The following is a 24,750-nucleotide window of genomic DNA, read 5'->3' on the forward strand; positions in this document are numbered from 1 at the left end:
TAGTCTGACGCCCGTCGTGTCCCACCACGGCAGCGGTCGCGGCGGGACAGGATGGGCGTCAGCCCACCGGGGCGCCCGGTGGACCGGGGCGCCCGGTGGACCGGGTCGGGGCACCCGCGCCCGACCGGGGAGCACCCACCCGCCGGCACGCCCGCCCGACAGCACGCCGACCGGTCGACCCGTCGACCCGCTGACCCGCACCGCGTCGACACGGTGGCTCCGTCACCACGTCGACCCGACCGATCCGACCGATCCGACACCACGTCAAGGAGACCAGGAGCCCATGGTGGAAGCCGTACAAGGCGCGAAAGTGGTCGTCACGGGGGCCGCGGGCGGCATCGGGGCGGCCCTCGCCCGCCGCTTCGCCGCCCAGGGCGCCCAGGTCGCCGTCAACGACCTGGACGCCGACCGGGCGAAGGCCGTCGCCGACGAGATCGGCGGCATCGCCGTCCCGGGTGACGCCTCCGCGATCGTCGCCGAGGCGCGCGAAGCGCTCGGCGGCCGGGTCGACGTCTACTGCGCCAACGCCGGGGTCGGCCGCGACGGCGGGGAGCCCGGCGAGCCCCTGGACGAGCAGGGCTGGGCGCTGTCCTGGGACGTCAACGTGATGGCCCACGTCCGCGCCGCCCACGCCCTGCTCCCCGACTGGCTGGAACGGGGCGCCGGACGCTTCGTCTCCACCGTCTCCGCGGCCGGGCTGCTCACCATGCTCGGCACCGCCCCGTACAGCGTCACCAAGCACGGCGCGCACGCCTTCGCCGAGTGGCTGTCGCTCACCTACCGCCACCGCGGGGTGAAGGTCCACGCCATCTGCCCGCAGGGCGTGCGCACCGACATGCTGACCGCCAGCGGCAGCGCCGGCCGCCTGGTGCTGGAACCCACCGCGATCGAGCCGGACGACGTGGTCGACGCACTGTTCCGGGGGATCGAGGAGGACCGCTTCCTGATCCTGCCGCATCCGGAGGTCGCCGCCTACTACAAGGCCCGTGCCGACGACCCCGAGCGCTGGCTGAGCGGCATGAACCGTCTCCAGCAGCAGTGGGAGGCCACCCGCTGACCCGCCCGGGCCGCCCGGCGGCTACCGCCGAGAGGGTCACCGGCCCGGCCCCGGCTGTGCCCGCCGGGCGGCGCGGGGGCAGACTGTGCGCCTGTGCCCGCGCGCGGGCGGTGGCCCGTACCGCGTGTCCGGACGGGCGGTGGGAAGATCCTCCGTCGGGGACGGCGTCCCCGGCGCGCGACGCGCACTACGCACAACGCGCACAACGCGCACGACGCGCACGACGACAAGAGCGACACGGAAAGCAGGTGGCGGCAGTGCCCAGGACGACGGACGGTGACGGGACTCCCGTACCCCAACGGCTGCTGGCCGCCGCCACGCGCCTCTTCGCCGAGCAGGGCTACGACCGCACCTCGGTGCAGGAGATCGTCGAGGCGGCCGGCGTCACCAAGGGCGCGCTCTACCACTACTTCGGCTCCAAGGACGACCTGCTGCACGAGGTGTACGCCCGGGTGCTGAGGGTCCAGCAGGAACGCCTGGACGCCTTCGCGGACGCCGACGAGCCGATCGAGAAGCGGCTGCGCGGCGCGGCGGCCGACGTGGTCGTCACGACCATCGAGAACCTCGACGACGCGTCGATCTTCTTCCGCTCCATGCACCACCTGAGCCCCGAGAAGAACAAGCAGGTGCGCGCCGCGCGCCGCCGCTACCACGAACGCTTCCGCGCGCTGGTCGAAGAGGGCCAGGAGGCCGGCGTCTTCTCCCGGGCCACCCCGGCCGACCTGGTGGTCGACTACCACTTCGGCTCCGTGCACCACCTTTCGACCTGGTACCGCCCCGACGGCCCCCTCACCCCCCAGCAGGTCGCCGACCACCTTGCCGACCTGCTGCTGCGCGCCCTGCGTCCCTGAGATCCCTGCCCGGGGCCACGGCCGTCGCGGGGCGCTGTGCCGGGTGGCGGGCCGTCGCGGCCGCGGTGAACGCCGACCACACGCTCCGGCCGCCCCCGGCCGTCGGCTTCCTGCCCCGGCCGTCGGTGTCCTGCCCCGGCCGCCCGCGTCCGGCCTGGGGGCCCGCGTTCCGGCCGGGGGGCCGTGACCGATCCCGGCCGTCCGGGCCCGGCCCGGCCCGGGGGTCCGCAACGACCCGGGCCGTCCGCCGCCCCGCGCCCGGCCGAAACGGCGGTGACGCCCGTCCCCCGGCCGAAACGGCGGTGAAGCCCGCCGTCGGCGGCCGATCCGCTCGTCAGTAGGCCAGCCCGTCAGGCGACGGGTCGGCCCGTCGGACGACAGGCCGACCGGTGGAGCGGTGGCCGGCCCGTGGAGCGGTGGCCGGCCCGTGGAGCGGTGGCCGGCCCGTGGAGCGGTGGCCGGCCCGCCAGGCGGAACCGGCCACCGCCCCCTCGCCCCCTCCCGGGGTCCCGTCCACCGCCCTCAGCGGTACTGCTTCAGCTCGCGGCGGGCCAGCGACCGCTGGTGCACCTCGTCCGGGCCGTCGGCGATCATCAGGGTGCGCGCGGCGGCGTAGAGCTCGGCCAGGGGGAAGTCCTGGCTGACCCCGCCCGCGCCGTACAGCTGGATGGCGCGGTCCAGGATGCCGACGACCGTGCGCGGGGTGGCGATCTTGATGGCCTGGATCTCGGTGTGGGCGCCCCGGTTGCCGACCGTGTCCATCATCCAGGCCGTCTTCAGCACCAGCAGCCGCAGCTGCTCCACGGCGACCCGCGCGTCGGCGATCCAGTTCTGCACGACGCCCTGCTCGGCCAGCGGCTTGCCGAAGGCGTCGCGGGAGACGGCGCGGCGGCACATCAGCTCGATCGCCCGCTCGGCCATGCCGATCAGCCGCATGCAGTGGTGGATCCGGCCGGGACCGAGCCGGGCCTGGGCGATGGCGAAACCGCCGCCCTCCTCGCCGATCAGGTTGGTCACCGGTACGCGTGCCCCGTCGAAGAACACCTCGGCGTGGCCGCCGTGGTACTCGTCCTCGTAACCGAAGACCCGCATCGCGCGCTCCACCCGCACGCCCGGGGTGTCGCGCGGGACCAGCACCATGGACTGCTGGCGGCGGATGTCGGTGCCGTCCGGGTCGGTCTTGCCCATCACGATGAAGATCCGGCATTCCGGGTGCATGGCCCCGGAGATGTACCACTTGCGGCCGGTGACGACGTACTCGTCGCCCTCCCGCCGGATGTGCGTGGTGATGTTGGTGGCGTCCGACGAGGCCACCTCCGGCTCGGTCATCGCGAACGCCGAGCGGATCTCGCCCGCCAGCAGCGGTTCGAGCCACTGCTTCTTCTGCTGCTCGTCGCCGAACTGGGCCAGCACCTCCATGTTCCCGGTGTCGGGCGCGGCGCAGTTGGTGGCCGTGGGCGCCAGCTGCGGCGAGCGGCCCATGATCTCCGCGAGCGGGGCGTACTGCAGGTTGGTGAGCCCGGCCCCGTAGGGCGACTCGGGCAGGAACAGGTTCCACAGGCCCTGCCTGCGGGCCTCCGCCTTGAGTTCCTCCATGACGGGGACGGTGTCCCAGGGCGAGGCCGACGCGGCGCGCTGTTCGTCCGCCACCCGCTCGGCGGGGTAGACGTGCTCGTCCATGAAGGCGAGCAGCTTGCCGCGCAGTTCCTCGGTGCGCGCGTCGAACGCGAAGTCCATGACGATCAGCCCTCCTGAAGGCCCTGCAGAGTGGTGAGGCCGTGCTCGATGAAGACGGGGACCAGGCCGCCGATGAGGTCGAACCCGGGCCCGACCGTCCGGCCCAGCGTGTAGCGGTAGTGGATGCCCTCGAGGATCACGGCGAGCTTGAACCAGGCGAACGCCGTGTACCAGGAGACGGCCGCCACGTCGCGTCCCGAGCGGGCGGCGTAGCGCTCGATCAGTTCGGCGGGGGACGGGTGCCCCGGCGCCTCGGCGGTGGTGGAGACCGGCGAGTCCGGCAGCCCGAGCGGCGTGCTGTACATGACCAGCAGGCCGAGGTCGGTCAGCGGGTCGCCCAGCGTGGACATCTCCCAGTCGAGGATGGCCCGGATCGCGTCGTCCTCGCCGATCAGGACGTTGTCGAGCCGGTAGTCGCCGTGCACCACCGTCGGCGCGGGGGAGCGGGGCAGGTCCCGGCCGAGCGCGGCCTGCAGCTCGTCGATCCCGGCCAGCTCACGGTTGCGGGAGGCGTCCAGTTGCTTGCCCCAGCGCCGCAGTTGCCGGTCCAGGAACCCCTCGGGGCGGCCGAAGTCGGCCAGGCCCACCGCGGCCGGATCCACCGCGTGCAGCTCCACCAGCGTGTCGACGAGGTCCAGGACGGCACCCCGGGTGCGCTCCGGACCGAGCGGGGCGAGCTGGTCGGCGGTGCGGTACGGGGTGCCGTCGACGAACTCCATGACGTAGAACGGCGCGCCCAGCACGTCCTCGTCCTCGCACAGCAGCACGGTGCGGGGGACCGGGACCGAGGTCGGGTGCAGCGCCTCGATCACCCGGTGCTCGCGCTTCATGTCGTGTGCGGTCGCGAGGACGTGGCCGAGCGGAGGACGCCGCACGACCCAGCGGGAGGCGCCGTCGGAGACCCGGTAGGTCAGGTTCGACCGTCCGCCCTCGATCAGCCGGCCGGACAGCGGGCCGTTCACCAGGCCGGGCCGCTCGCGTTCGAGCAGGCCGCGCAGCCGGTCGAGATCGAGTCCGGGCGGGTGGTCGGGGCTCATCGTCGCTCCTGTGGGCAGGCGAACAGTACCCGCCCAATGATGCCGACCGGTCGGTATGCCGTCCAGAGGGCGAACCGGACGTGATCGGGTCCACGACCGGACCGGATCGGGGCGACGACCGGACGGGATCGGGTCCATGGCCGGACCGAATTGGCCGCGTCGGATCTGGTCCATGGCCGGACCGGAACGAATTCGGGTCGACGGCCCGGCGCCGAAGATCCGTCGCCCGCCCGCCCGCCCGCCCGCCCCGTCGTCCGCTCCCGCTCCGCCCCGTCCCGCCCTTGCACCCACCCCACCCCCGTACGCAGCGCCCCCTGATTCTGCCGTTCCGCTTGCGTCGCGCGCCGACGCCCCGGAGGGTCGAGGCATGAAGGCGATCAGTTACGCAGAGTACGGCGGCCCCGAGGTGCTGACCTTCGGCGAGGTCGACGAACCGAAGGTGGGACCCGACTCGGTGCTCGTGAGGGTACGGGCGGCGGCCGTCAACCCGGTCGACTGGAAGTGCCGGGAGGGGTACCTCGACCCGGTGCTCCAGCCGGTGTTCCCGGTGATCCCCGGCTGGGACGTGGCGGGTGAGGTCGTCCGGACCGGCGGGGCCGTGCCCGAGTTCGAGCCCGGTGACGAGGTCATCGGCTACGTCCGCGAGGACTTCCTCTCCCGGGGCACCTTCGCCGAGTACGTGGCGGCGCCCGTGCGCGCCCTCGCGCGCAAGCCGCGCAACCTCTCCTTCGAGGAGGCGGCCGGCATCCCGCTGGCCGGGCTCACCGCCTACCAGGTGCTGCACCGCTTCCTCGCCGTCGGCCGCGGGGACACCGTCCTGGTGCACGCCGCGGCCGGCGGGGTCGGCTCCCTCGCCGTCCAGATCGCCGCTCACCTCGGCGCCCGCGTCATCGGCACGGCGAGCGAGCGCAACCACGACTTCCTCCGCGAGCTCGGCGCCGAGCCGGTGAGCTACGGCGAGGGCCTCGGCGAACGGGTGCGGGGCCTGGCCCCCGAGGGGGTGGACGCCGTGTTCGACACGGTCGGCGGCGATGCCCTGAAGGTGTCGGCCAACCTCCTCGCCCCGGAGGGGCGGCTCGCGTCGGTCGCCGACGGCGGGGTGGTGGACTACGGCGGCCACTACCACTTCGTCCGCCCCGACCCCGAGGACCTGACGCGCCTGTCCGGGCTCGCCGAGCAGGGCGTGCTGCGCGTGCACGTCTCCGAGACCTTCCCGTTGGAACGCACGGCGGACGCGCACCGGCTCAGCCAGGAGGGCCGGACCCGCGGGAAGATCGTCGTCACGGTCGGCGGGGAAGCGCCGGAGGGGCGGTAGCCCGGCGGCTGGTCCGGCGCGCACGGCGCCCCTACCGCACCAGGGCCGCCCCGCACGCCGCCATCGTCACCGTGCACAGCACCGCCGCCGCGACGAACCGGGCGGCCGGGGCGGCGGGGAGCCCCGGGCCGGCGAGCCCGCGGATCCGGCGCTGGGCGACGCCGAGAAGACCGACCCAGCACAGGCAGCACAGGGCGCCCGCCACGACGCGGGCCGCCGACGCCCCGTCGTGCACCACGCTGCGGACCGCCAGCACGGTAGCGACGGTGGCCGCCAGCGTGGTGCGCCGCCAGGCGAGCCGGGTCCGCTCCGGCTGCAGCCCTGGGTCGCGGGGGCCGTCCGCGGTGTGCGGGCCGTTCACCCGTTTCTCCCCAGCAGCACCACGACGACCATGACGACGGCCACCGCGGCGATCACCAGACTCATCACCGCGGGGAACCGGGACAGCGGAAGGTCCTCGCCGCGCCGCATCGCCCGCTCGCAGCGCACCCAGTGGTTCACGGCGCGCAGCGCGCACAGGGCGCCCGACGCCAGCAGGACGAGCGCCAGTCCGGTGCGCCAGGGGCCGGGCAGGTCCGGCAGGAACTGGTCGACGGCGAAACCGCCGCCGATCAGGGCGAGCGCGGTGCGCAGCCAGGCCAGGAAGGTGCGTTCGTTCGCCAGGGAGAACCGGTAGTCGGGTGTCTCGCCCTCCTGCCGCGCGTCCTCGGGGGCGAACCACAACCGGACGTTCCGTACGAACTCGATCACCCGGCGACCCTAACCCGGGCCCCGGAACCGGCCGGGCGCCCGTCCCGACCCCAGCCCCAGCCCTCGACCCCTGGACCGGCGGGGGCGACCTCCCGGTCCGACCCCCCGGCTCCCGGCCCGGCCGGGCGGCAGCCCCGACTCCGACCACCGACTCCGTCCACCTGCGCCGGGACCCGCCGACGGCCGTCAGTCCGCCGGCCGGTGTGCCTCCAGCCGCCGCCAGGCCTCCAGGCCGTCCGGCACCCACTCCCAGCGGTTCAGGTTCAGCCGCAGCTCCGCCTCGGGCAGGAAGGTGTACCAGGCCACCTCCTCGGCCTGCGGCCGGACCGACAGCTCGCAGCGCACCTCGTACACCGCCGACCACCAGCTGTGGCCGCCGCCGCCGTCGTAGAGGAAGGAGAAGCGGAACGCGGGCCGGGGCAGACCGCTGACCCCCAGTTCCTCCTCGGCCTCCCGGAGCGCGGCGTCGTCGTAGCTCTCGCCCGCACCGACGACGCCACCGACGAACATGTCGTACAACGAGGGGTGGACCAGCTTGTCCGGCGTGCGGCGGTGCACGAAGACACGGCCCTGGGCGTCCCTGGCCAGGACGAAGACGCACCGGTGCCGCAGACCGCGGGCGTAGACCTCACCGCGCGGGGCGCGGCCCACCACCCGGTCCCGCTCGTCCACGACGTCGAGGATCTCGTCGGCGGAACGCATACCGGCCGTGCCGTCCCCGCCGCTCACGCCCGTCGTGCCCGCCGTGTCGTCCCCGCCGGCTGCGCCGTCCGTGCCGCCCACGCCGTCCGTGCCGCCCACGTCGTCCGGGCCGCCCACGTCGTCCGGGCCGCCCACGTCGTCCGGGCCGCCCACGTCGTCCGTACCAACCCTGCCGTCCGCGCTGTTCGCATCGCCGTCCGGATCCTCCGGGCCGTCCACGCCGTTCGCATCGCCGTTCGGATCCTCCGTACCGCTCACGCCGCTCCCACCGTCCGTGCCGCCGCTACGCCGCTCACGCCGTCCATCCAAGCAGCAGTGCGGGCCCCCGTCCGGGCCCGCCGGCCGTTGAAGCCGGCCGTTGACGCCGGGCGTCCCGGTGGGCGGCGGTCAGCCCAGCCGGACGCTCCGCGCCGGGGCGCCCTTCAGGGTGCCCCGGGGCATCGCCGGGTGCAGGCCCAGCAGCACGATGCCTGTGACGATCGCCGCCAGGCCGCACGCCTCCCAGGCCAGGGCGCCGGTGTCGGTGCGCAGCCGGTCGCCGAGGAAACCGACCCCGCAGACGATGCCGGCCAGCGGCTGGGCGGCCGTGAGCGCGGGCAGCGACATGCGCAGGGGCGCCGTCTCGAAGGCGCTCTGCACCAGCAGCAGCCCGGTCACCCCGAGCGCCGGCACCGCGTACGGCTGCCAGCCGGTCAGCATCTCGTGGAGCCCTCCCGCCTCGAACCGCTGGCCGCTGACCCGGGTGAGCGCGTCCTGCACCCCGTACAGCAGCCCCGCGGCGCCGGCCAGCAGCATCGGTGCCCAGGTGAGCAGCCGCCGACGCCTGGCGCAGCCGGTCAGCAGCAGGGCGAGTCCGACCATGCCTCCGATGATCAGCCAGTGGCGCAGCGGGTCGGTGAGCGCGGTGCCGCCCGTCGGCCGGCCCGCCACGACGAACGCGGTGACGCCCCCGGCCAGCAGCGCCAGCCCGGCCCAGCCCTGCCGGCCGAGCGCCTGGCGGGTACGGTGCCGGGACAGGGCGAGGGCGAACAGCAGGTTCGTGGCGAGCAGCGGTTCCACCAGCGACAGTTCGCCCTGGCTCAGCGCCACCGCCCCGAGGACCATGCCGGCCACGACCAGCCCCATGCCGGCCAGCCACTCCGGCACCTTCATCAGGTCGAGGAGGAGGCGGGGGCGGAGGAAGTCGCCGAGCGGTGCCCGCTGGGCGGCGTCCTGCTGGAGCACGAACCCGAACCCCAGGCAGCACGCGGCGCTCAGGGCGAGCACCAGGACCGGAACCGACACGCTGTGTACCTCAATGATCATGTGGGATCACGGACGGTGAGGCCGACTCTAACCGCCGTCGGGGCCGGCCGCCCGCGCCCGGCGTGCGGGGCTCCGTGGTCCGCGTACCGACGGCCGTGCGCCGGGCGTCGGCCGGTAACGTCAATTCTCGGACGGGTGAAGTGAGTTGACGCGTGTAAGGGCCGGGGCGCCCTTGACGTCCGCGGTGGACGGCCGGTTTGCTGTGCGTGATCAGTTCATGGCGTTCGGCAGCCGACCACTGCCGTACCGACCGCCGTCGTGAACCGAACCACGAAGAACGCGTGAGGAAGTCCCGCGGTGCCCCCACCCCCGCCACCCCTCGGCCGTGCCCGCAGACGTGCCGCTCCGGGCTTCGACGAGGCGCTCGACGACGCCGACCTCGTCGCCGCGCGGGGCGCGCTCGCCCAGGGCCGCTGGCAGCAGGCGCGCTCGCTGCTGGTGCGGACGGGCACCGACTGGGACCGCCGGGGGCACCGGATCACGGTGCTGGCCCGCGAATCGACGTGTGCCGCCTGGGCCCGTGAGTGGCTGCTCGCCGAACCCGACTCGGGCGACGCGTCGGTCCTGCTGGCGCTGGCCGGGGTCCGCCGGGTGCTGCGCGGCAAGGAGACCCCTTCCCGGGTCCGCGCGGCGTGCGACCGTGCCGCCGCACTCCGGCCGGCCGACCCCACCCCCTGGCTGGGGCTGCTGATGCTGGAGAGCGCCCTCGGCGCGGAGGGGGACGTCGTCCGGGTCTTCGAACAGGTACGTGCCCGTCACGCCGATCACCACCACGCCCACCACCTGATGGTCGCGTGGCTCGCCGAGCACCGTGTCGAGGCCGGGGCGGACCCGCTGCACGAGGTCTACGACTTCGCCACCTGGGCCGCCGAGCAGGCCCCGGCCGACTCCCCGCTGGCGATCCTCCCGGTGATCGCGCACGCCGAGCGCTACCGCGCACTGGCCGCCGCCGGTCACGAGCCCGCCGACCCGGTCGCCTCCGGGCACTGGACGGGCCGCCGGGCCCGGCAGGTGATGAAGGCCGCCTTCGACTGGTGGCTGGAGTGGGAGCACGAGGGCCACCCGCGACGCCTGATCGACCTCAACTACCTCGCCCACGCCAAGATCTGCGAGGGCCGGGGCGCCGAGGCGGCTGCCCTCTTCCACCGCATCGGCGACCACGCCACCCCGGCGCCCTGGTCGTACCCCGCCCGCGACCCCGTCACCGCCTTCCGCACCGCCCGCGCCACGGCCCTGGGGACGGCCTGACCCGCCCCGACGGAACGGCCCCGACGCCACGGCCCTGACGCCCCGACCCACGCTCCCGGCCCCGACCCGTGTCCCGCTCTCACCGCTCCGACCCGCGGGTCCGACCCCCGCCCGCCCCCGACTCTCCCCGCCCCACCCCCGCTCCGCTCCTCCGACCCGCCCGGCCCCGACCACCACCTCCGACCGAAGGACGGTCTCCGCATGACGACGGACAGTTCGCGCACGAGCAGACCAGCGGCCGACGGCATCAGCACCTTCAAGGGCCACGAGCGCGCGCTGCGCGCCGACCGCCTGGGCACGGGCGGGCTGCTGCTCTCGGTCCTCGCCGCGACGGCACCCCTCATGGTGGTCGCCGGTGTCATGCCCACCACATTCGCGGTGATGGGCATCGTGGGCCAGCCCCTGCTCTTCGTCCTCCTCGGCACCGTGCTGATCCTCTTCAGCCTCGGCTACGCCGAGATGAGCCGCCACGTCCACAACGCCGGCGCCTTCTACGCCTACATCTCCCGCGGCCTCGGCGGCACGGCCGGAGCGGGCGCCGCCCTGGTCGCCCTCGTCGCCTACAACGCCCTCCAGGTCGGCATCTACGGCATCTTCGGCTTCGAGGTCTCCGGGCTCCTCGCCACCTACGCCGGCCTGGAGGTCGCCTGGTGGATACCGGCCCTGGCGGGCGTCCTCGCCGTCGGCGTGCTCGGCTGGCTGAAGATCGACGTCAACGCCCGCGTGCTCGGTGTCCTGCTGGTCATCGAGGTGCTCCTGGTCGTGGTCTTCGACATCGCCGCCATCGCCGACCCCGGCAGCGAGGGACTGTCCCTGCACGCCTTCAACCCCGACACGCTCACCGGGGCCGGCGTGGGCACCGCGCTGTGCTTCTGCATCGCGGCCTTCCTCGGCTTCGAGCAGGCCCCCGTGTACGCGGAGGAGACCAGCAGGCCGCACGTCCTGGTGCCGCGCGTGATGTTCCTCGCGGTCGCCGGGGTCGCCGTGTTCTTCGCCATCAGCAGCTGGGCGCTCACCGTCGCCACCGGGCCCGCGCAGGTCGTCGGCACCTCCCAGGAGCACAGTGCGGGCCTGCTGTTCTTCCTCACCGAGGACCGGCTCGGCGGCACCTTCACCGACGTCCTGCACGTCCTCTTCGTCACCGGCATGTTCGCCGCCCTGCTCAGCTTCCACAACGTCGTCGCCCGGTACGCCTTCGCGATGGGCCGCGAGGGCCTGCTCCCGTCCGCCTTCGGCCGCACCTCCGGGACCAGCGGGGCGCCCGGCACCGGCTCGCTGCTCCAGACCGCGGTCGCGACCGTGCTGGTGCTCGCCTTCGCCGTCACCGACGACAAGCCGGTCGGCGACCCGACCGCACCCGTGCTGCACCTGTTCACCTGGTTCGGCAACATCGGTGCCCTCGGCGTGATCGTGCTGATGGCGATCGCCTCGCTGTCCGTCGTGGTCTTCTTCGTCCGCCGGGGAGCGGCCCGCGCCCAGGCCTGGCGACTGGTCACCTCCGTGGTCGCCGGGCTCGCCCTGGTCGTCATCGCGGGCTACACCGTCAGGGACTTCGACGTGCTCGTCGGTGCCGGCCCCGGCTCCGCGCTGAGTCGGCTCCTGCCCGGCGTCATCGGGCTCGCCCTGCTGGCGGGGCTGATCCAGGGGCTGGTGCTGCGCGCCCGCGCCCCCGAGAAGCACGCCCGGATCGGCCTGGGCAACGAAGCGTTCCAGCTCGACAAGCTCGACAAGCTCGACAAGCTCGACAAGGAGGGCGGCGCCCCGAAGCGGTGACGGTCCCGGGGCCGGAACGGCGGAGGCCTGCGCCGTCCGGGGCCCCCGACGCGGCCCCCTCCCGCCGTCGCACCGGCTCGTCCCGCTGTCCCGCTGTCCCATCGCCCCGGCCCCGGCCCGTCCGTCCGCCCCGGTCCCGGCCTCGGCCCGTCGGTCCGCCCCGTCCTCGCGGCCCCGGCCCGTCGCACGCGGGACGGGGCCATCGCACCCGGGGCGGGGCCGACGTGCCGGGAGCGGGGCCGTCCTTGCCCGGTCGTCAGTGCGCGGCGTCGAATCGGACGTCCTCGATGCCCTCGTCGAGGAAGACGGCCAGGTCCTGGGCCTCGGCACGGACCGCTTCCCGTTCCGCGCGGGTGAGGGGGCGGAGCGGGCTGACGCGCAGCAGCCGGTCGCGCACGGTCCAGGTGGCGGTGACGCGTCCGTCGACCAGGACCATGCGGTGACCCGCCACGGACAGCCCCAGGTGGGGCGCGTCGATGATGCGGCTGCGGTCGTGGTGGCCGAGCACGACGTTGTCGAAGGCCGGGAGGAACCGCACGGGCGCCGGGGTGTCGGGGTCGGGCCGGGGCGCGTCGGGCAGGTCGAACAGTTCACGGCCGCGTTCGTCGCGGAAGACGACGAGTTCGTCCCGGCACGCCTTGACGGCGGCGGGAAGCCCGGCGAGGCCGCACCAGGCCCGCAGGTCCGCACTGGCGGCGGGCCCGTGGGCGGCGAGATAACGGCGCAGCAACCGCTGCCCGACGGGATCGTCGTCGCCGGAGGGCAAGGGCTCGACGTCCCGCCCCAGCCAGACGGCCATCGACAGGTTGCGCACCCCCGCCTTCCGCTGCCACAGACCGCGCGGCGGCAACTGGACCGTGGGCACCAGGGCGGCGACGAGCAGTTCGCCCAGGACGCGCAGCGGCGGGTCCGGCCAGCGGTCCGTGAGGGCTTCGGCCAGTTCGCGCAGGGTACGGGCCTGCCCGTCGGCCATCACCGCGCGGCCCGCCGCGGCGACCTCCTCCACGTCGAGCCCGGACAGCTCGCTCCGGTAGGTGCCCAGCACCCGCTGCCGCAGCATGGCGTCGTGGCGGGCACGCCAGGCGAGCGCGTCGTCCGCGGTCATGAGGTGGACGGTGCGGCGCATCAGGTGGGTGCGCACCACCGCGCGGCCGGTGAGCGCGTCGTCCAGGTGCCCCGGTGCGAAACCGGCCAGGCGGGACCAGAGGCCGATGAAGGGCTCCTGGGGTTCCTGCGCCTGCATACCGCACAGGTGGGCCACCGCCTCGGGCGTGGGGGTGTCGGCACGGGCGAGCAGGAACTGGCGGGCGAGGGTGGCGCGGTTGAGGGCGCGGTGGTCGAGGATCGTCATGGAGGGCTCAACTCTGGCTCGGCGGTGCATACGGACGTGGGGGACGGACGGTCGCGGGCGTGGGAACGGTCGTGAGTACGGGAATGGTCGTGGAACGGTCGTAAGTACGGGAACGGCCGTGGGTGCACAGTGCTGGTGCGGGTGCTGGCATCGCGGTGGAGAGCGGGGCAGTCCGGGGGAGGGCCAGGCCGGTGGTGACGGTGGCGCGGCGTGCGGCCGGGGTGCCGGGGGCGGCGGGCCGCCCCTCGTCCCGCCGACCCCGGCACCCCGGCGTTCCGAGGGCCCGTGCCCCCGCCCTCCGGCGGCACGGCGCGCTGCCGAGGCCGCCGGAGGGCGCTCCGACGGTGCGCGGACCGTGCCGGACGGTGCGGCTCAGCCGTGGTGGGGGGCGGCGACGTCCAGGACCCAGGTGACCCCGAAGCGGTCCGTGAGCATGCCGTACAGGGGCGCCCACGGCGCGGGCTCCAGCGGACGCACCACGGTCGAGCCCTCGGCGAGCCTGCCCCACAGACTGCCGATCTCCTCGGCGTCGTCTCCGCGGACGGAGACGAAGAACGGGTTCTCACCCCGGTCCCAGGGCAGCTGCGCGGGCACGTCGTAGGCCATGACGTGGAAGCCGTTGTCACCGGCCACCTCACCCCACATCACCCAGTCCGCCTCGCTCTCGTTCCGCACGGCGCCCGCCTCCTCGTACGTGACCGCCACGGTGCGTCCCCCGAAGACGGAGCCGTAGAAGTCCAGCGCCTCGCGCGCGGCACCCCGGAAGTTCAGGTGGGTGGTGGTCGTGACGGACATGGCAGGCTCCTCGCCTCGATGGGATCTGTGTACCGCCGGCCCGTCCGTACGGGTGACGGCTGCCGCGGCCGGGGACGACGTCTCCCGGTCGGCATGCACCCACCCTCGCAGTCGTAGAGGACAGGTTGTGTCCTCTACTGCGGGCACCATGGAGCACATGCAGAAGACGTCCTCCCGCCTGCTGGCGCTGCTCTCGTTGCTCCAGACACCCCGCGCATGGTCCGGTGAGGACCTCGCCCGGCGGCTGGACGTCACCTCGCGCACCGTCCGCCGCGACATCGACCGGCTGCGCGACCTCGATTACCCGATCACCACCGTCAGGGGCCCGGCCGGCGGCTACCGGCTGGAGGCCGGCACCCGCCTGCCACCCCTGCTGTTCGACGAGGGACAGGCCGTCGCCCTCGCCACCGCACTGCAGACCGCGGCCACCGACGGCCCCGTCGCCGAGGACGCCGCCCGGGCCCTGACCACGCTCCGCCAGGTCATGCCCGCCCACCTGCGCCACCGCATCGACCTGCTGCGCGTCACCGCCGTCCGCCCGCCGGCGGCCGACGAGAGCACCGGTGTCGACCCTCGCCTCCTGGTGGAACTGAGCCGGGTCATCCACGCTCACCTCGAACTGCGCTTCGACCACACCCCGGCAGCCTCCGCCGGCCCGGTCGAGGCCCCCCGCCGGGTCCAGCCCCACCACCTGGTCACCTGGCGTCACCGCTGGTACCTGGTGGCCTTCGACCTGGACCGCGAGGACTGGCGCACCTTCCGCGTCGACCGCATCCGCCCCCGCACACCGACCGGCCCCCGCTTCACCCCGCGCCGAATCCCCGGCGGCGACGTCTCCACGTTCGTGACCAGCCGCTTCCGCGGCAACGACGGCACGACCACCGCGTGGCCCTGCCGAGGCGAAGCCGTCCTCCACCTCCCGGCCGCCGAGGTCGCTCCGCACGCCCAGGACGCCGTCGTCGAGGAACTCGGCCCCGACCGCTGCCGGATCACCCTCGGCTCCTGGTCGTGGACCGCGCTCGCGGCCACCCTCGGCTACTTCGACGCCGGCATCGAGGTCATCGGCCCGCCCCCGCTCGCCGCCGCGTTCGGAACCCTCGCCGCCCGGTACGCCCGTGCCGCCGGCGAAGGGACGAAGGCGGAGCCGGGGCCGGGCCCGACGACGGCGCTGACGGACGCGGACGTGGAGCCGAGGCCGGACGCGGGACCGGACGTGGAGCCGGGACCGGACGCGCGGCCGGACGTGGAGCCGGGGCCGGACGCGGCGGCGGGACCGGATGCGCGGCCGGACGCGGGGCAGGGGCCGACGGGGAACACGCACGCGTACCCGGACACGCGCACGGAATCGGACACCGAACCGGACATGGAATCGGACACGTAATCGCACACCGTTGACCGGACACGGAGGCTGCTCCGTCGCCGTGGCGCCGTAGTCAGGCCGGGCCGACCGTGAGCGCGAAGCGTCCTGACCGGGCTGGCCCCTGAGGGCTGCCCTTTCAGGCCACCGGTCCGGTGCCCGGCCCGGCGGCCGTTCCCACGGGCGACGGGGCCGCCGGGGCGGGCGGTTCCACGACGGCGAAGGCCCGTTCCCGTACCGCCCGGACGTCCGCGTACCCCACCACCACGTCCACGGCCGGGGCGGCGGGGACCCCGGCCGGCAGCCGGAAGGCCAGGGTGAGCCGCCCCGCCGGGCCGGTCTCCGCCACGAGCGGGCCGGGCGCCGCCGGATCCCTCACCGGAGCGCTGCCGACCGACACCCCGTCGACGGACACCCCGCCTTCCCGGAGGAACTCCGCCGGGTCGAAGAAGACGCCGTCCACCTCGACCATCACCGCCTCACCCGGCCGGGCCTCGCCGTCCCCGCCCACATCAACCGACACCACCCGGAAGTCGCACGCGGCGCCCCCGCGCGAAGGGCTCACCGGCCGTACGGTGGCGCCCGGATGCCGCGCGTGGAACTCCAGCAGTCCGCCGAGCACCGCGTACGCGGCCCGGCCCTTGCAGCCCAGGGGCCGTCCCGCCAGCGCCGCGTGCTCCCGGGCCGCCTCTCCCCAGTCGCCGCCGCCCACCCCGCGCACCGCCAGACACGCCCGCGCCAGAGCGCCCAGCACGCGCCACTCGTCGTCGGGCGTCGCGTCCGCGCCCGCCCCGGCGGGAGCCGCCCCGGCCCGGAGGGCGTCCGCGCAGCGGTCCGGCGTCCGCAGCAGGTCGTAGACGCTGGCCGGGTCGGCCACCCCGTCGGTGTCCGGCGAACGGGGCCCGGCCGGGAGCCACACCGGTGCGGCGAGCGGCCGGACGGGTGTCGCGGCGGGTGCCGGCCGTAGGGGAGGAGGAGCGGCGGCGCGCGGCCGGGGGCCCGAAGGGTCCGGGGCGACGGAACGGCGCCATCCGTCCGGTGACGTACGGGCCCCGGGGCCGGTGGTCGGCAGGGGTACCGAGGTCTCCGCCGTGCTCCGGCCGGGAGTGCTGCCCGGGGCGGCTCTCGGGGGGCTCGTGCCGGGTTCCGGCCCGGCCGGGGCGCCGCCCAGCACGACCGTCAGTGAGACGGCCAGGGAGCCGGCGATCAGCAGCCCCGAGATCCGCGTCCCGAGCGATGCCCGCATGACGTCCCCCGCACGATGGTCCGGCACCGAAGCCACCATCATCCGGTGGTCCGCCACTCACCGGAAGGCCCCCTCGGCAGCCGGACGGCCCAGGCCAGGCCGGTGCCGTGACACAGCACCGTGCCGCGGACACAGCGCCCGCCCGCCGCGACGCAGCGCCCTGCCGTGACACGGCACCGTGCGGTGGCCGGGCGCACAACGCACAGCGCACCGCGCACCCCGCACTGTGCACCGCGCACAGCACCGTGCCGCGGACCGGTGGCCGGTCCGCGGCACGGGACGGGGTGGGCGACCGCCGCCGCACAGCGCCATCCGGCACGGCGCCGCACGGCCGGCCGCCGCGCTAGAGGATCAGGGACAGCAGCATCACGAGGCCGCCCGCCACCACCGAGATGATCGTCTCCATCACGGACCAGGTCTTCACGGTCTGTCCGACACTGAGGCCGAAGTACTCCTTCACCAGCCAGAAGCCCGCGTCGTTGACGTGGCTGAAGAACAGCGAACCGGCGCCGATGGCCAGCACCAGCAGGGCCGCGTGCGTGGTCGACATGTCGGCCGCGAGCGGGGCCACCAGACCGGCCGCCGAGACCGTCGCCACCGTGGCGGAGCCGGTCGCGAGCCGGATCGCCACCGCGATCAGCCAGCCCAGCAGCAGGGCCGGGATCGACCAGTCCTCGGAGATGTCCAGGACCATCTGTCCGACCCCGGAGTCGATCAGCGTCTGCTTGAAGCCGCCGCCCGCGCCGACGATCAGCAGGATGCCCGCGATCGGCCAGAGACTCTTGTCCACCAGCTGCTGCATCCGCTCCTTGCTGAACCCGGCGGGCATGCCGAGCGTGAAGAAGCCGACCAGCACGGCGGCCAGCAGCGCGATCAGCGGGGAGCCGATCACGTCGAACACCCGCTGCACGGAGTTGCCGGTGTCGTCGATGACGATGTCGACCAGCGCCTTGGCGAGCATGAGCACGACCGGCAGCAGGATGGTGAACAGCGTCGGACCGAAGCCGGGGCGCTTCTCCAGCTCCTCGGAGGGACGCTGCGGGATCATCCGGTCCGGGGCCGGGACGTCCACCCAGCGCGCGGCGTACCGGGAGAACACCGGCCCGGCGATGACGACCGTCGGGATGGCGACGAGCACCCCGAGGGCCAGCGTCACACCGAGGTTGGCGTCCAGCGCGTCGATCGCGACCAGCGGGCCGGGGTGCGGCGGGACCAGGCCGTGCATCACGGACAGACCGGCCAGCGCCGGGATGCCGATACGCATCAGGGAGTAGTTGCCCCGCTTGGCGACCATCAGGACGACGGGTATCAGCAGCACCACGCCGACCTCGAAGAAGAGCGGCAGGCCGATGACGGAGGCGATCAGCACCATCGCCCAGGGCATGGCACGTCCGCTCGCCCGGGCGAGGATGGTGTCGACGATCTGGTCGGCACCGCCGGAGTCGGCGAGCATCTTGCCGAGGATCGCGCCGAGGGCGATCAGCACACCCACGTTGGCGACGGTGGAGCCGAGCCCGGAACCGAAGCTGAGGATGGCCTTGTCCAGCGGGGCCCCGGCGAAGGCGCCGAGCGCGAGCGACCCGATGGTCAGCGCGAGGAAGGCGTGCAGCTTGTACTTGGTGATGAGCAGGACGATGACGGCGATGCCCGCCAGGACGGCGATGCCCAGCTGAGCGTGGCCGGCCGAGGTGATCGGCTCGGGTGCGTCCGCTGCCAGCAGCTCGACGCTGAGTCTGGTCACAGTGGATCCCTTGTTTCTCTACGGGGTGGGGGACGTGGGGGAAAGGTGGGGGAAAGGTCGTGGGGGGAAGGGCGCGGGGAGGGCGGCTCCGCAGCAGCGGGGGTGCTCCGGAACCGTGGGGGTGCTCCGCAGCTGTGGGGGTGCTCCGGAACCGTGGGGGTGCTCCGGAACCGTGGGGGTGCTCCGCAGCTGTGGGGGTGCTCCGGAACCGTGTGGGGGGCGCTCCGGAGCCCGGGCCGGGAAAGTCCGCGACCCGGTGGGTGGGGGGAGCGGACTAGGCGGAGGTGCCGCGCAGTTCGGTGAGGGCCGCCAGCGCCCGCTCGGTGATCTCCGTCGGGTCGGGCGTCACGTCCACGGCGATCCCCGCCTCGTCGGGTTCGAGCGGCTGGAGCGTCGCGAACTGCGAGTCGAGCAGCCCCGTGGGCATGAAGTGGCCCTTCCGCTGCGCCAACCGGTCCGCCACGAGCGCGCGGTCGCCCGTGAGGTGTAGGAAGACGAGACCGGGGGCCGCTTCCCGCAACCGGTCGCGGTAGGCGCGCTTGAGCGCCGAGCAGCTCACCACACCGCCGCGTCCGGCGCGTCCGCGCGCCCAGTCGCCGATGGCGTCCAGCCAGGGCCACCGGTCGTCGTCGGTGAGCGGGGTGCCGGCCGACATCTTCTCGATGTTGGCCTGGGGGTGGAAGTCGTCCGCCTCGGCGTACGGAACGCCGAGCCGGTCCGCCAGCAGGGTTCCGACCGTGGTCTTACCGGTGCCGGAGACCCCCATGACCACGACCACGCTGGGGATTTTCATCGCTGCCCTCACTGTCTGCATGTCCTCGTCGACACGTGATGTTCGGACGCAACTGAAACCCATTGGTCAGACGATTTCAAGACTGTGTGACTTATAAGTCTGACTTTTTGTTTCCGTGACCCGCCCCGTACGCTGAGTGCATGAGCACAACCGGCCGGGGGCTGCACGGACGCGTACTGGACTCCCTCGGCCCCGAGATCACGGCGGGGAAGTACCCTGCGGGCAGCGTCCTGCGCACCGACGAACTCGCCCAGCGGTTCGACGTGTCACGGTCGGTGATGCGCGAGGTGGTGCGCGTCCTGGAGTCGATGCACCTGGTCGAGTCCCGCCGCCGCGTGGGCGTGACGGTCCTGCCCGCCCGCGAGTGGAACGTCTACGACCCGCAGGTCATCCGCTGGCGGCTGGCAGGCGCCGACCGCCCCCGGCAGCTGAGGTCCCTCACCGTGCTCCGCTCGGCCGTCGAACCGATCGCCGCCGGACTCGCCGCCCGCCACGCCACGCCCGAGCAGTGCGCCGAACTCACCCGCTGTGCGCTGGGAATGGTCGCCCACTCGAGCGGTCAGCAGCTGGAGGGCTACCTCCTCCACGACATCGCCTTCCACCGGGTGATCCTCACGGCCTCGGGCAACGAGATGTTCGCCCGCCTCGGCGACGTCGTCGCGGAGGTCCTGGCCGGCCGCACCCGGCACGACGTGATGTTCGACGACCCGGATCCGGCCGCCGTCACCCTGCACGTCCAGGTGGCGGAGGCGGTGCGGGAACGCGACGCGGACCGCGCCGAACGGCTGACCCGGGAGATCACCGTGGGAGCCCTCGAAGAGCTGGACGTGCTGGCACCCTGACGCGGTCCCCCTTCAGCCCAGTCCGGCGCAGCCCGGCTCCGCGCCCGTCCGGCGCAGCCCGGCTCCGGGCTCCGTCCGGGCCGACGCGGGCCCTCCCCCCCGCTACGACCCGACGAAGTCCCCGTCGACGTACACCCACGCCCCGGCCACCCGCTCGAACCGGCTGTGCTCGTGCAGCGCGCCGCCCCGGTAGGACGCCCGGAAGGTGACCGTTCCCGTCGCGTGGAAGGCGGAGCCGTCGGTGGTGTCCAGGATCTCCAGCCCGGTCCAGCGCATCGCCGGATCGAGGTCGAGCCGGTCCGGGCGCGTCCGGGGGTGCCACGTCCGCAGCAGGTACCCGGTGTCCCGCAGCACGAAGGCGCAGTAGCGCGACCGCATCAGGCGCTCCGCCGTCGGGGCGGCGGCGGCACCGGAGTGCAGACGGCCGCAGCACGCCTCGTACGGCTCGGGGAGCCCGCAGGGGCAGGAACGAGCGGCAGCCATGTCACCCTCCGCGACCAGTGTCGTCCGGCAACGCCCGAGGGCCGCGACCTGGTGGTCGCGGCCCTCGCGCTTCGTGTGTCCGAGGGGGGACTTGAACCCCCACGCCCGATAAAGGGCACTAGCACCTCAAGCTAGCGCGTCTGCCATTCCGCCACCCGGACAAGGTGTCTGTCGCGCGGGTTTCCCCCCGCGGCGACGACGTAAACATTACCAGGTGTTCCGGGGTGGCCGATCACCCCGCGGGCGCACCCCCGCGTCACCCGCCGCACGGCCGGGCCCGCGATGCGGCCCGCGGGCGACCGGCCGGTGCGGGGCTTGGGACCCGGGCGTCGAGAGGAGAGGATGGGGGGACCCACCAGCGGGGCCGCCGCCGGGCGCCCCCGGTGCACCGGCAGGAACGAGCGGGAGGAAGCACGTGAGCGGGACCGACACGGCCAGGAACGTCACCGGCGAGGACGAGGTCGTGGACCTCTGCCGCGAGCTGATCCGGATCGACACCAGCAACTACGGCGACCACTCCGGTCCCGGCGAGCGCAAGGCGGCCGAGTACGTCGCCGAGAAGCTGGCCGAGGTGGGACTGGAGCCGCAGATCTTCGAGTCGCACCCCGGGCGGGCCTCCACGGTGGCCCGGATCGAGGGCGAGGACCCGTCCCGTCCCGCGTTGCTCATCCACGGCCACACCGACGTGGTCCCGGCCGACGCCGACGACTGGACCCACCACCCCTTCTCCGGCGAGATCGCCGACGGGTGCGTCTGGGGCCGGGGCGCCGTCGACATGAAGGACATGGACGCGATGACCCTCGCGGTCGTCCGGGAGCGGATGCGCACCGGACGCAAGCCCCCGCGCGACATCGTCCTCGCCTTCCTCGCCGACGAGGAGGCCGGCGGCACGTACGGCGCCAAGCACCTGGTCCGCGAGCACCCCGAGCTGTTCGAGGGCGTCACCGAGGCGATCGGCGAGGTCGGCGGCTTCTCCTTCACCGTCAACGAGAAGCTGCGCCTCTACCTCGTCGAGACCGCCGAGAAGGGCATGCACTGGATGCGGCTCACCGTGGAGGGCACCGCCGGGCACGGCTCGATGACCAACACGGACAACGCCATCACCGAGCTGAGCGAGGCCGTCGCCCGGCTCGGCCGGCACCAGTGGCCGGTCAGGGTCACCAAGACCGTCCGCGCCTTCCTCGACGAGCTCTCCGACGCGCTGGGCACCGAACTCGACCCGGAGAACATGGACGAGACGCTCGCCAAGCTGGGCGGCATCGCCCGCATGATCGGCACCACCCTGCGCAACTCGGCGGCGCCCACCATGCTCGGCGCGGGCTACAAGGTCAACGTCATCCCCGGCCAGGCCACCGCGCACGTGGACGGACGCTTCCTGCCCGGCTACGAGGAGGAGTTCCTCGCCGACCTCGACCGCATCCTCGGCCCGCGCGTGAGGCGGGAGGACGTGCACGCCGACAAGGCCCTGGAGACCGACTTCGACGGCCGGCTGGTCGACGCCATGCAGCTGGCGCTCAGCGCCGAGGACCCGATCGCGCGGGCCGTGCCGTACATGCTCTCCGGCGGCACCGACGCCAAGTCCTTCGACGACCTGGGCATCCGCTGCTTCGGGTTCGCACCGCTGCAGCTGCCTCCGGAGCTGGACTTCGCCGGCATGTTCCACGGGGTCGACGAGCGGGTCCCGGTCGACGGCCTGAAGTTCGGTGTCCGGGTCCTCGACCGTTTCCTCGACGCGTCCTGAGAGGCGAACGGCCCGCCCGCCGCGCACGCCGCGGGCCGGCCGTGAATCGTGCAGGCGTGCGGAGTTGACCGGGACGAGTGAATGCGACCATAAGCTCGTAGCCTCATTACTCCCTCCTCGTTACCCGTGGTGTGATCCGCGTTTTTGGATCGCATTGCCAACTAGGAGGAATAATGATCAAGAAGGTCGTCGCTGCTGCGGCTGCCACGGGTGGTCTGGTTCTCGCGGGTGCGGGCCTGGCCGTCGCCGACTCGGGTGCGCAGGGTGCCGCCGTGGGCTCCCCGGGCGTCGTGTCCGGCAACGTCATCCAGGTCCCGGTGCACGTCCCGGTGAACGTCTGCGGCAACACGGTCTCCGTGATCGGGCTGCTGAACCCCGCCTTCGGCAACACCTGCGTCAACCAGTGACGTTTCGGCTCGCTCATTAGGGCGGGTTCTTTTCAGGGTTGAAACCGCCGGCCCCGGAGTGCGCGCCATGCACTCCGGGGCCGTCCGGTCTCGAAACGTCCACTTCCCGGGAATCACCGCGATGGGAATTCCCGGCACGAGGTCGAAGGCAGGAACACAGCAATGCGACAGGTCACCCGCAAGGGGCTGATGACCATGGCGGCCGCGACCGGCATGATCGCCGCCGCGGGCGGAGCCGCCCACGCCGACGCCGGGGCGCAGGGCGCCGCGGCGGGATCGCCCGGCGTGCTCTCCGGCAACTCGGTGCAGGCGCCGGTGCACGTGCCGGTGAACGTCTGCGGCAACACGGTCGACGTCGTCGGCCTCCTCAACCCCGCGATGGGCAACGCCTGCGCCAACCGGAGCGCCCCCGCGCCGGACGGCTACGGCGACGCGGACCACCACGGGACGTCCTCCGGATCCCACGCCGGCGGGCACACCTCCGACTCGCCCGGAGTGGCCTCCGGCAACCAGGTCCAGGTCCCCGTCCACGCGCCGGTGAACGTCTGCGGCAACAGCGTCGACATCATCGGCATCGGCAACCCCGCCTTCGGCAACGGCTGCGCCGACGGCGGCTCCGGCAACCCGGGAGATCCGGGCACGCCTGGAACGCCGGGTGAGCCGGGCACGCCCGGAACACCGGGTGAGCCGGGCACGCCCGGAACACCGGGAGAGCCGGGCACGCCCGGAACGCCGGAGCAGCCGGGAACGCCGGGCACCCCGGGGCAGCCGGGAACGCCGGGGCAGCCGGGCATGCCGGGGGCCGAGACCCCGGGCGGTTCCGACGGCGGCGACGACCGGGGCAACCGCTCCGTCGACACGCACCACGCCGACGCGGCACTGGCCGCCACCGGCAGCGAGCTGCCCATGGGCCTGGTGCTGCCGGTCGGCGCCGGCGCGCTGCTCGCCGGCGCGGTCCTGTACCGGAGGGCGCGCTCCGCGGCCTGACGGCCGGCCCGGCACGGCCCCGGCACACGGCAGGGAGCGGGCCCCGCGTCCGCGGAGCCCGCTCCCTGCCGCCTCACCCGGGGACGGCTCGTCCCGGCGGTGCCCCCGGTCTCACCAGGTGGCCCGCACCTGACGGATGATGCGCCGCCGCAGCCGCACCCGGCGGCTGCCGTCGCGCAGCAGTGTCAGGCGGTACAACTCCCAGTGCCCGTACTCCGCGTGGTCGGTCAGCAGGCGTGCCGTCTCCTTGCGGGACACCCCGCGCGGCACGTTCACGTCGACAAATTCGTATTCCGGCATCGCATCTATTGTGCGGGCCGGCCCCCGGTACGGATAGCGTCTGCACTATGTCTGATGCTGCGCAGCCCACGGCTGCCGAGGTACGCGCCGCCGCCGAGGCGGTCAAGGCCGCGCTCGACCGCCACCTGGCCGCGGTCGAACGCCGGTCGGGGGAGGACGACCCGGCCGTCTACGAGGCGTTCAACGAGCTGGCCGGGGCCGCGGAGGCGTACGACGAACTGCTCTACGACCGGTACGACGAGGTCACCCCGTTCGAGATCCCCGGCGAGGAGACGCTGCCGCCGTACACCGGCCCCGACGAGCCGAGCGCCCTCAGCGTGCTGATCCGCCGCGACTACGCCGTCGCGGAGCCACAGCGGCTGCGTGCCCACGCCCAGCGGATCGAGGCGGCCGACGACGACGGGAGCGGCTCGGAGGCGTCGAGCACGGTGCACGGTGCGCTGGGCCTGCTGTTCGGCGAGTTCGAGCCGGACGAGATCGCCTCCCGGCACACCGAGTTCGGGCTGGAGGAGGGCGACTCCACGCTGTGGGTCACGGTGTCCGACGAACCGGCGGAACCGGGCGAGTGGCTCGAAGCCCCCTTCGAGGGCGCGGACCCGCAGCGGGTGATCTGCCGCTTCGACGTCAGCGCGGTCTTCGACGACGACCTCGACGACGACGATGACGACGACCTCGACGACGCCCTCGTCCGGACCCTGGCCGGGACCCCGGACGGGGACGAGGACGTGGAGCCGCTCGACACCGACCGCTGACCACCCGCGCACCGGACACGCCCCACGGCGGTGACACCCCCTGTGTCACCGCCGTCGGCGTGTCCGGATCCGCATGCCACGCCGGCCCGAACCAGGAGTCCGCGACGGCCCGCGCCAGGACCGGCACGCGGATGACGCCCGCGTCCCGGCCCAAGCCCTTGCGTGACGTTGCCCCGCCCG

At 74.0% G+C, this 24,750-nt stretch carries 23 protein-coding genes, 1 tRNA gene and 1 pseudogene; 11 read left to right on the forward strand and 14 right to left on the reverse strand.

Annotation, left to right across the window (positions count from 1 at the left end; all coding sequences use genetic code 11):
• The first annotated feature begins 283 nt into the window (after positions 1-283).
• Complete coding sequence (locus tag AB0F01_RS11370; RefSeq protein WP_362092840.1) at positions 284-1,057, forward strand: SDR family NAD(P)-dependent oxidoreductase; 774 nt, start codon at positions 284-286, stop codon at positions 1,055-1,057.
• A gap of 257 nt (positions 1,058-1,314) precedes the next feature.
• Positions 1,315-1,908: a TetR/AcrR family transcriptional regulator gene (locus AB0F01_RS11375; RefSeq protein WP_362092842.1), complete on the forward strand. Its 594-nt coding sequence runs from the start codon at positions 1,315-1,317 to the stop codon at positions 1,906-1,908.
• A 522-nt stretch (positions 1,909-2,430) separates the two neighbouring features.
• Here the strand turns inward: AB0F01_RS11375 and AB0F01_RS11380 are convergent.
• Both AB0F01_RS11380 and AB0F01_RS11385 read right to left on the reverse strand, forming a co-directional pair.
• Entirely contained in the window at positions 2,431-3,645 is a 1,215-nt protein-coding gene (locus AB0F01_RS11380; protein ID WP_362092845.1) for an acyl-CoA dehydrogenase family protein, read from the reverse strand.
• 5 nt (positions 3,646-3,650) lie between these two features.
• Entirely contained in the window at positions 3,651-4,682 is a 1,032-nt protein-coding gene (locus tag AB0F01_RS11385; protein ID WP_362092848.1) for a phosphotransferase family protein, read from the reverse strand.
• Between the two features lie 367 nt (positions 4,683-5,049).
• On the opposite strand from AB0F01_RS11385, the gene AB0F01_RS11390 reads away from it, so the two are divergent.
• Complete coding sequence (locus tag AB0F01_RS11390; RefSeq protein ID WP_362092851.1) at positions 5,050-5,997, forward strand: NADP-dependent oxidoreductase; 948 nt, start codon at positions 5,050-5,052, stop codon at positions 5,995-5,997.
• Positions 5,998-6,028: 31 nt separating this feature from the next.
• Here the strand turns inward: AB0F01_RS11390 and AB0F01_RS11395 are convergent, their stop codons facing one another.
• The 4 genes from AB0F01_RS11395 to AB0F01_RS11410 form a co-directional block, all read right to left on the reverse strand.
• A complete protein-coding gene (locus tag AB0F01_RS11395) occupies positions 6,029-6,358 on the reverse strand; it encodes a DUF202 domain-containing protein (protein WP_362092854.1) in 330 nt (109 codons plus the stop codon).
• Complete coding sequence (locus AB0F01_RS11400) at positions 6,355-6,747, reverse strand: DUF202 domain-containing protein (protein ID WP_362092857.1); 393 nt, start codon at positions 6,745-6,747, stop codon at positions 6,355-6,357. The genes AB0F01_RS11395 and AB0F01_RS11400 overlap by 4 nt, the downstream gene beginning before the upstream one ends.
• Positions 6,748-6,933: 186 nt before the next feature.
• Positions 6,934-7,449, reverse strand: a complete 516-nt coding sequence (locus tag AB0F01_RS11405; RefSeq protein ID WP_362093553.1) for an NUDIX domain-containing protein — start codon at positions 7,447-7,449, stop codon at positions 6,934-6,936.
• A 387-nt stretch (positions 7,450-7,836) separates the two neighbouring features.
• Positions 7,837-8,733 (reverse strand): DMT family transporter, encoded by an 897-nt coding sequence (locus tag AB0F01_RS11410; RefSeq protein WP_362093556.1) that lies wholly within the window; start codon positions 8,731-8,733, stop codon positions 7,837-7,839.
• A gap of 318 nt (positions 8,734-9,051) precedes the next feature.
• On the opposite strand from AB0F01_RS11410, the gene AB0F01_RS11415 reads away from it, so the two are divergent.
• Positions 9,052-10,002 carry a hypothetical protein gene (locus tag AB0F01_RS11415; protein ID WP_362092860.1) on the forward strand — a complete coding sequence of 317 codons (951 nt, stop codon included), beginning with the start codon at positions 9,052-9,054 and terminating at the stop codon, positions 10,000-10,002.
• Between the two features lie 201 nt (positions 10,003-10,203).
• Positions 10,204-11,775, forward strand: coding sequence for an APC family permease (locus AB0F01_RS11420; protein WP_362092863.1), 1,572 nt, complete (start codon positions 10,204-10,206; stop codon positions 11,773-11,775).
• A gap of 256 nt (positions 11,776-12,031) precedes the next feature.
• On the opposite strand, the gene AB0F01_RS11425 is transcribed toward AB0F01_RS11420, so the two are convergent.
• Together AB0F01_RS11425 and AB0F01_RS11430 are read right to left on the reverse strand one after the other, a co-directional pair.
• Positions 12,032-13,126, reverse strand: a complete 1,095-nt coding sequence (locus AB0F01_RS11425; protein ID WP_362092867.1) for a winged helix DNA-binding domain-containing protein — start codon at positions 13,124-13,126, stop codon at positions 12,032-12,034.
• A 372-nt stretch (positions 13,127-13,498) separates the two neighbouring features.
• Complete coding sequence (locus AB0F01_RS11430; RefSeq protein ID WP_362092870.1) at positions 13,499-13,921, reverse strand: VOC family protein; 423 nt, start codon at positions 13,919-13,921, stop codon at positions 13,499-13,501.
• Positions 13,922-14,078: 157 nt separating this feature from the next.
• Between AB0F01_RS11430 and AB0F01_RS11435 the strand changes: the two are divergent.
• Positions 14,079-15,044: pseudogene (locus AB0F01_RS11435) on the forward strand (WYL domain-containing protein); the annotation flags it as partial.
• A gap of 373 nt (positions 15,045-15,417) precedes the next feature.
• Here the strand turns inward: AB0F01_RS11435 and AB0F01_RS11440 are convergent.
• The 3 genes from AB0F01_RS11440 to AB0F01_RS11450 form a co-directional block, all read right to left on the reverse strand.
• Complete coding sequence (locus AB0F01_RS11440) at positions 15,418-16,155, reverse strand: hypothetical protein (RefSeq protein ID WP_362092873.1); 738 nt, start codon at positions 16,153-16,155, stop codon at positions 15,418-15,420.
• 712 nt (positions 16,156-16,867) lie between these two features.
• Positions 16,868-18,265, reverse strand: a complete 1,398-nt coding sequence (locus AB0F01_RS11445; RefSeq protein WP_362092876.1) for a gluconate:H+ symporter — start codon at positions 18,263-18,265, stop codon at positions 16,868-16,870.
• Positions 18,266-18,539: 274 nt separating this feature from the next.
• On the reverse strand, positions 18,540-19,058 hold the full coding sequence (locus AB0F01_RS11450; RefSeq protein WP_362092878.1) for a gluconokinase: 519 nt from the start codon (positions 19,056-19,058) through the stop codon (positions 18,540-18,542).
• 140 nt (positions 19,059-19,198) lie between these two features.
• Here AB0F01_RS11450 and AB0F01_RS11455 point away from each other — a divergent pair, with 140 nt between their 5' ends.
• Positions 19,199-19,900 carry a FadR/GntR family transcriptional regulator gene (locus tag AB0F01_RS11455; RefSeq protein WP_362092881.1) on the forward strand — a complete coding sequence of 234 codons (702 nt, stop codon included), beginning with the start codon at positions 19,199-19,201 and terminating at the stop codon, positions 19,898-19,900.
• Between the two features lie 102 nt (positions 19,901-20,002).
• Here AB0F01_RS11455 and AB0F01_RS11460 read toward each other — a convergent pair whose 3' ends face one another.
• Both AB0F01_RS11460 and AB0F01_RS11465 read right to left on the reverse strand, forming a co-directional pair.
• Positions 20,003-20,383 (reverse strand): YchJ family metal-binding protein, encoded by a 381-nt coding sequence (locus AB0F01_RS11460; protein ID WP_362092884.1) that lies wholly within the window; start codon positions 20,381-20,383, stop codon positions 20,003-20,005.
• Positions 20,384-20,459: 76 nt separating this feature from the next.
• A tRNA-Leu gene (locus AB0F01_RS11465) sits at positions 20,460-20,544 on the reverse strand.
• Between the two features lie 254 nt (positions 20,545-20,798).
• On the opposite strand from AB0F01_RS11465, the gene AB0F01_RS11470 reads away from it, so the two are divergent.
• From AB0F01_RS11470 to AB0F01_RS11480, 3 genes are all read left to right on the forward strand, one after another.
• Positions 20,799-22,124, forward strand: a complete 1,326-nt coding sequence (locus AB0F01_RS11470) for a M20/M25/M40 family metallo-hydrolase (RefSeq protein WP_362092887.1) — start codon at positions 20,799-20,801, stop codon at positions 22,122-22,124.
• Between the two features lie 173 nt (positions 22,125-22,297).
• Positions 22,298-22,531, forward strand: coding sequence for a chaplin ChpH (chpH, locus tag AB0F01_RS11475; protein ID WP_362092890.1), 234 nt, complete (start codon positions 22,298-22,300; stop codon positions 22,529-22,531).
• Positions 22,532-22,693: 162 nt separating this feature from the next.
• Positions 22,694-23,518, forward strand: coding sequence for a chaplin family protein (locus AB0F01_RS11480; RefSeq protein WP_362092893.1), 825 nt, complete (start codon positions 22,694-22,696; stop codon positions 23,516-23,518).
• A 111-nt stretch (positions 23,519-23,629) separates the two neighbouring features.
• Here AB0F01_RS11480 and AB0F01_RS11485 read toward each other — a convergent pair whose 3' ends face one another.
• A complete protein-coding gene (locus AB0F01_RS11485; RefSeq protein ID WP_362092895.1) occupies positions 23,630-23,818 on the reverse strand; it encodes a DUF5703 family protein in 189 nt (62 codons plus the stop codon).
• Positions 23,819-23,865: 47 nt separating this feature from the next.
• Here AB0F01_RS11485 and AB0F01_RS11490 point away from each other — a divergent pair, with 47 nt between their 5' ends.
• Positions 23,866-24,570, forward strand: a complete 705-nt coding sequence (locus tag AB0F01_RS11490; RefSeq protein ID WP_362092898.1) for a hypothetical protein — start codon at positions 23,866-23,868, stop codon at positions 24,568-24,570.
• The last annotated feature ends 180 nt before the right edge of the window (positions 24,571-24,750 follow it).

Source organism: Streptomyces sp. NPDC029526, from assembly GCF_040637405.1.
In the GTDB taxonomy this organism is placed as follows: Bacteria; Actinomycetota; Actinomycetes; order Streptomycetales; family Streptomycetaceae; genus Streptomyces.

Bases quoted from the DNA above. Each gene is read 5' to 3' on its own strand.
- AB0F01_RS11385 (WP_362092848.1), bottom strand. From the start codon at position 4,682: ATGAGCCCCGACCACCCGCCCGGACTCGATCTCGACCGGCTGCGCGGC.
- AB0F01_RS11490 (WP_362092898.1), top strand. From the start codon at position 23,866: ATGTCTGATGCTGCGCAGCCCACGGCTGCCGAGGTACGCGCCGCCGCC.
- AB0F01_RS11485 (WP_362092895.1), bottom strand. From the start codon at position 23,818: ATGCCGGAATACGAATTTGTCGACGTGAACGTGCCGCGCGGGGTGTCC.
- AB0F01_RS11390 (WP_362092851.1), top strand. From the start codon at position 5,050: ATGAAGGCGATCAGTTACGCAGAGTACGGCGGCCCCGAGGTGCTGACC.
- AB0F01_RS11425 (WP_362092867.1), bottom strand. From the start codon at position 13,126: ATGACGATCCTCGACCACCGCGCCCTCAACCGCGCCACCCTCGCCCGC.
- AB0F01_RS11370 (WP_362092840.1), top strand. From the start codon at position 284: ATGGTGGAAGCCGTACAAGGCGCGAAAGTGGTCGTCACGGGGGCCGCG.
- AB0F01_RS11480 (WP_362092893.1), top strand. From the start codon at position 22,694: ATGCGACAGGTCACCCGCAAGGGGCTGATGACCATGGCGGCCGCGACC.
- AB0F01_RS11430 (WP_362092870.1), bottom strand. From the start codon at position 13,921: ATGTCCGTCACGACCACCACCCACCTGAACTTCCGGGGTGCCGCGCGC.
- AB0F01_RS11455 (WP_362092881.1), top strand. From the start codon at position 19,199: ATGAGCACAACCGGCCGGGGGCTGCACGGACGCGTACTGGACTCCCTC.
- AB0F01_RS11460 (WP_362092884.1), bottom strand. From the start codon at position 20,383: ATGGCTGCCGCTCGTTCCTGCCCCTGCGGGCTCCCCGAGCCGTACGAG.
- AB0F01_RS11420 (WP_362092863.1), top strand. From the start codon at position 10,204: ATGACGACGGACAGTTCGCGCACGAGCAGACCAGCGGCCGACGGCATC.
- AB0F01_RS11450 (WP_362092878.1), bottom strand. From the start codon at position 19,058: ATGAAAATCCCCAGCGTGGTCGTGGTCATGGGGGTCTCCGGCACCGGT.
- AB0F01_RS11380 (WP_362092845.1), bottom strand. From the start codon at position 3,645: ATGGACTTCGCGTTCGACGCGCGCACCGAGGAACTGCGCGGCAAGCTG.
- AB0F01_RS11405 (WP_362093553.1), bottom strand. From the start codon at position 7,449: ATGCGTTCCGCCGACGAGATCCTCGACGTCGTGGACGAGCGGGACCGG.
- chpH (WP_362092890.1), top strand. From the start codon at position 22,298: ATGATCAAGAAGGTCGTCGCTGCTGCGGCTGCCACGGGTGGTCTGGTT.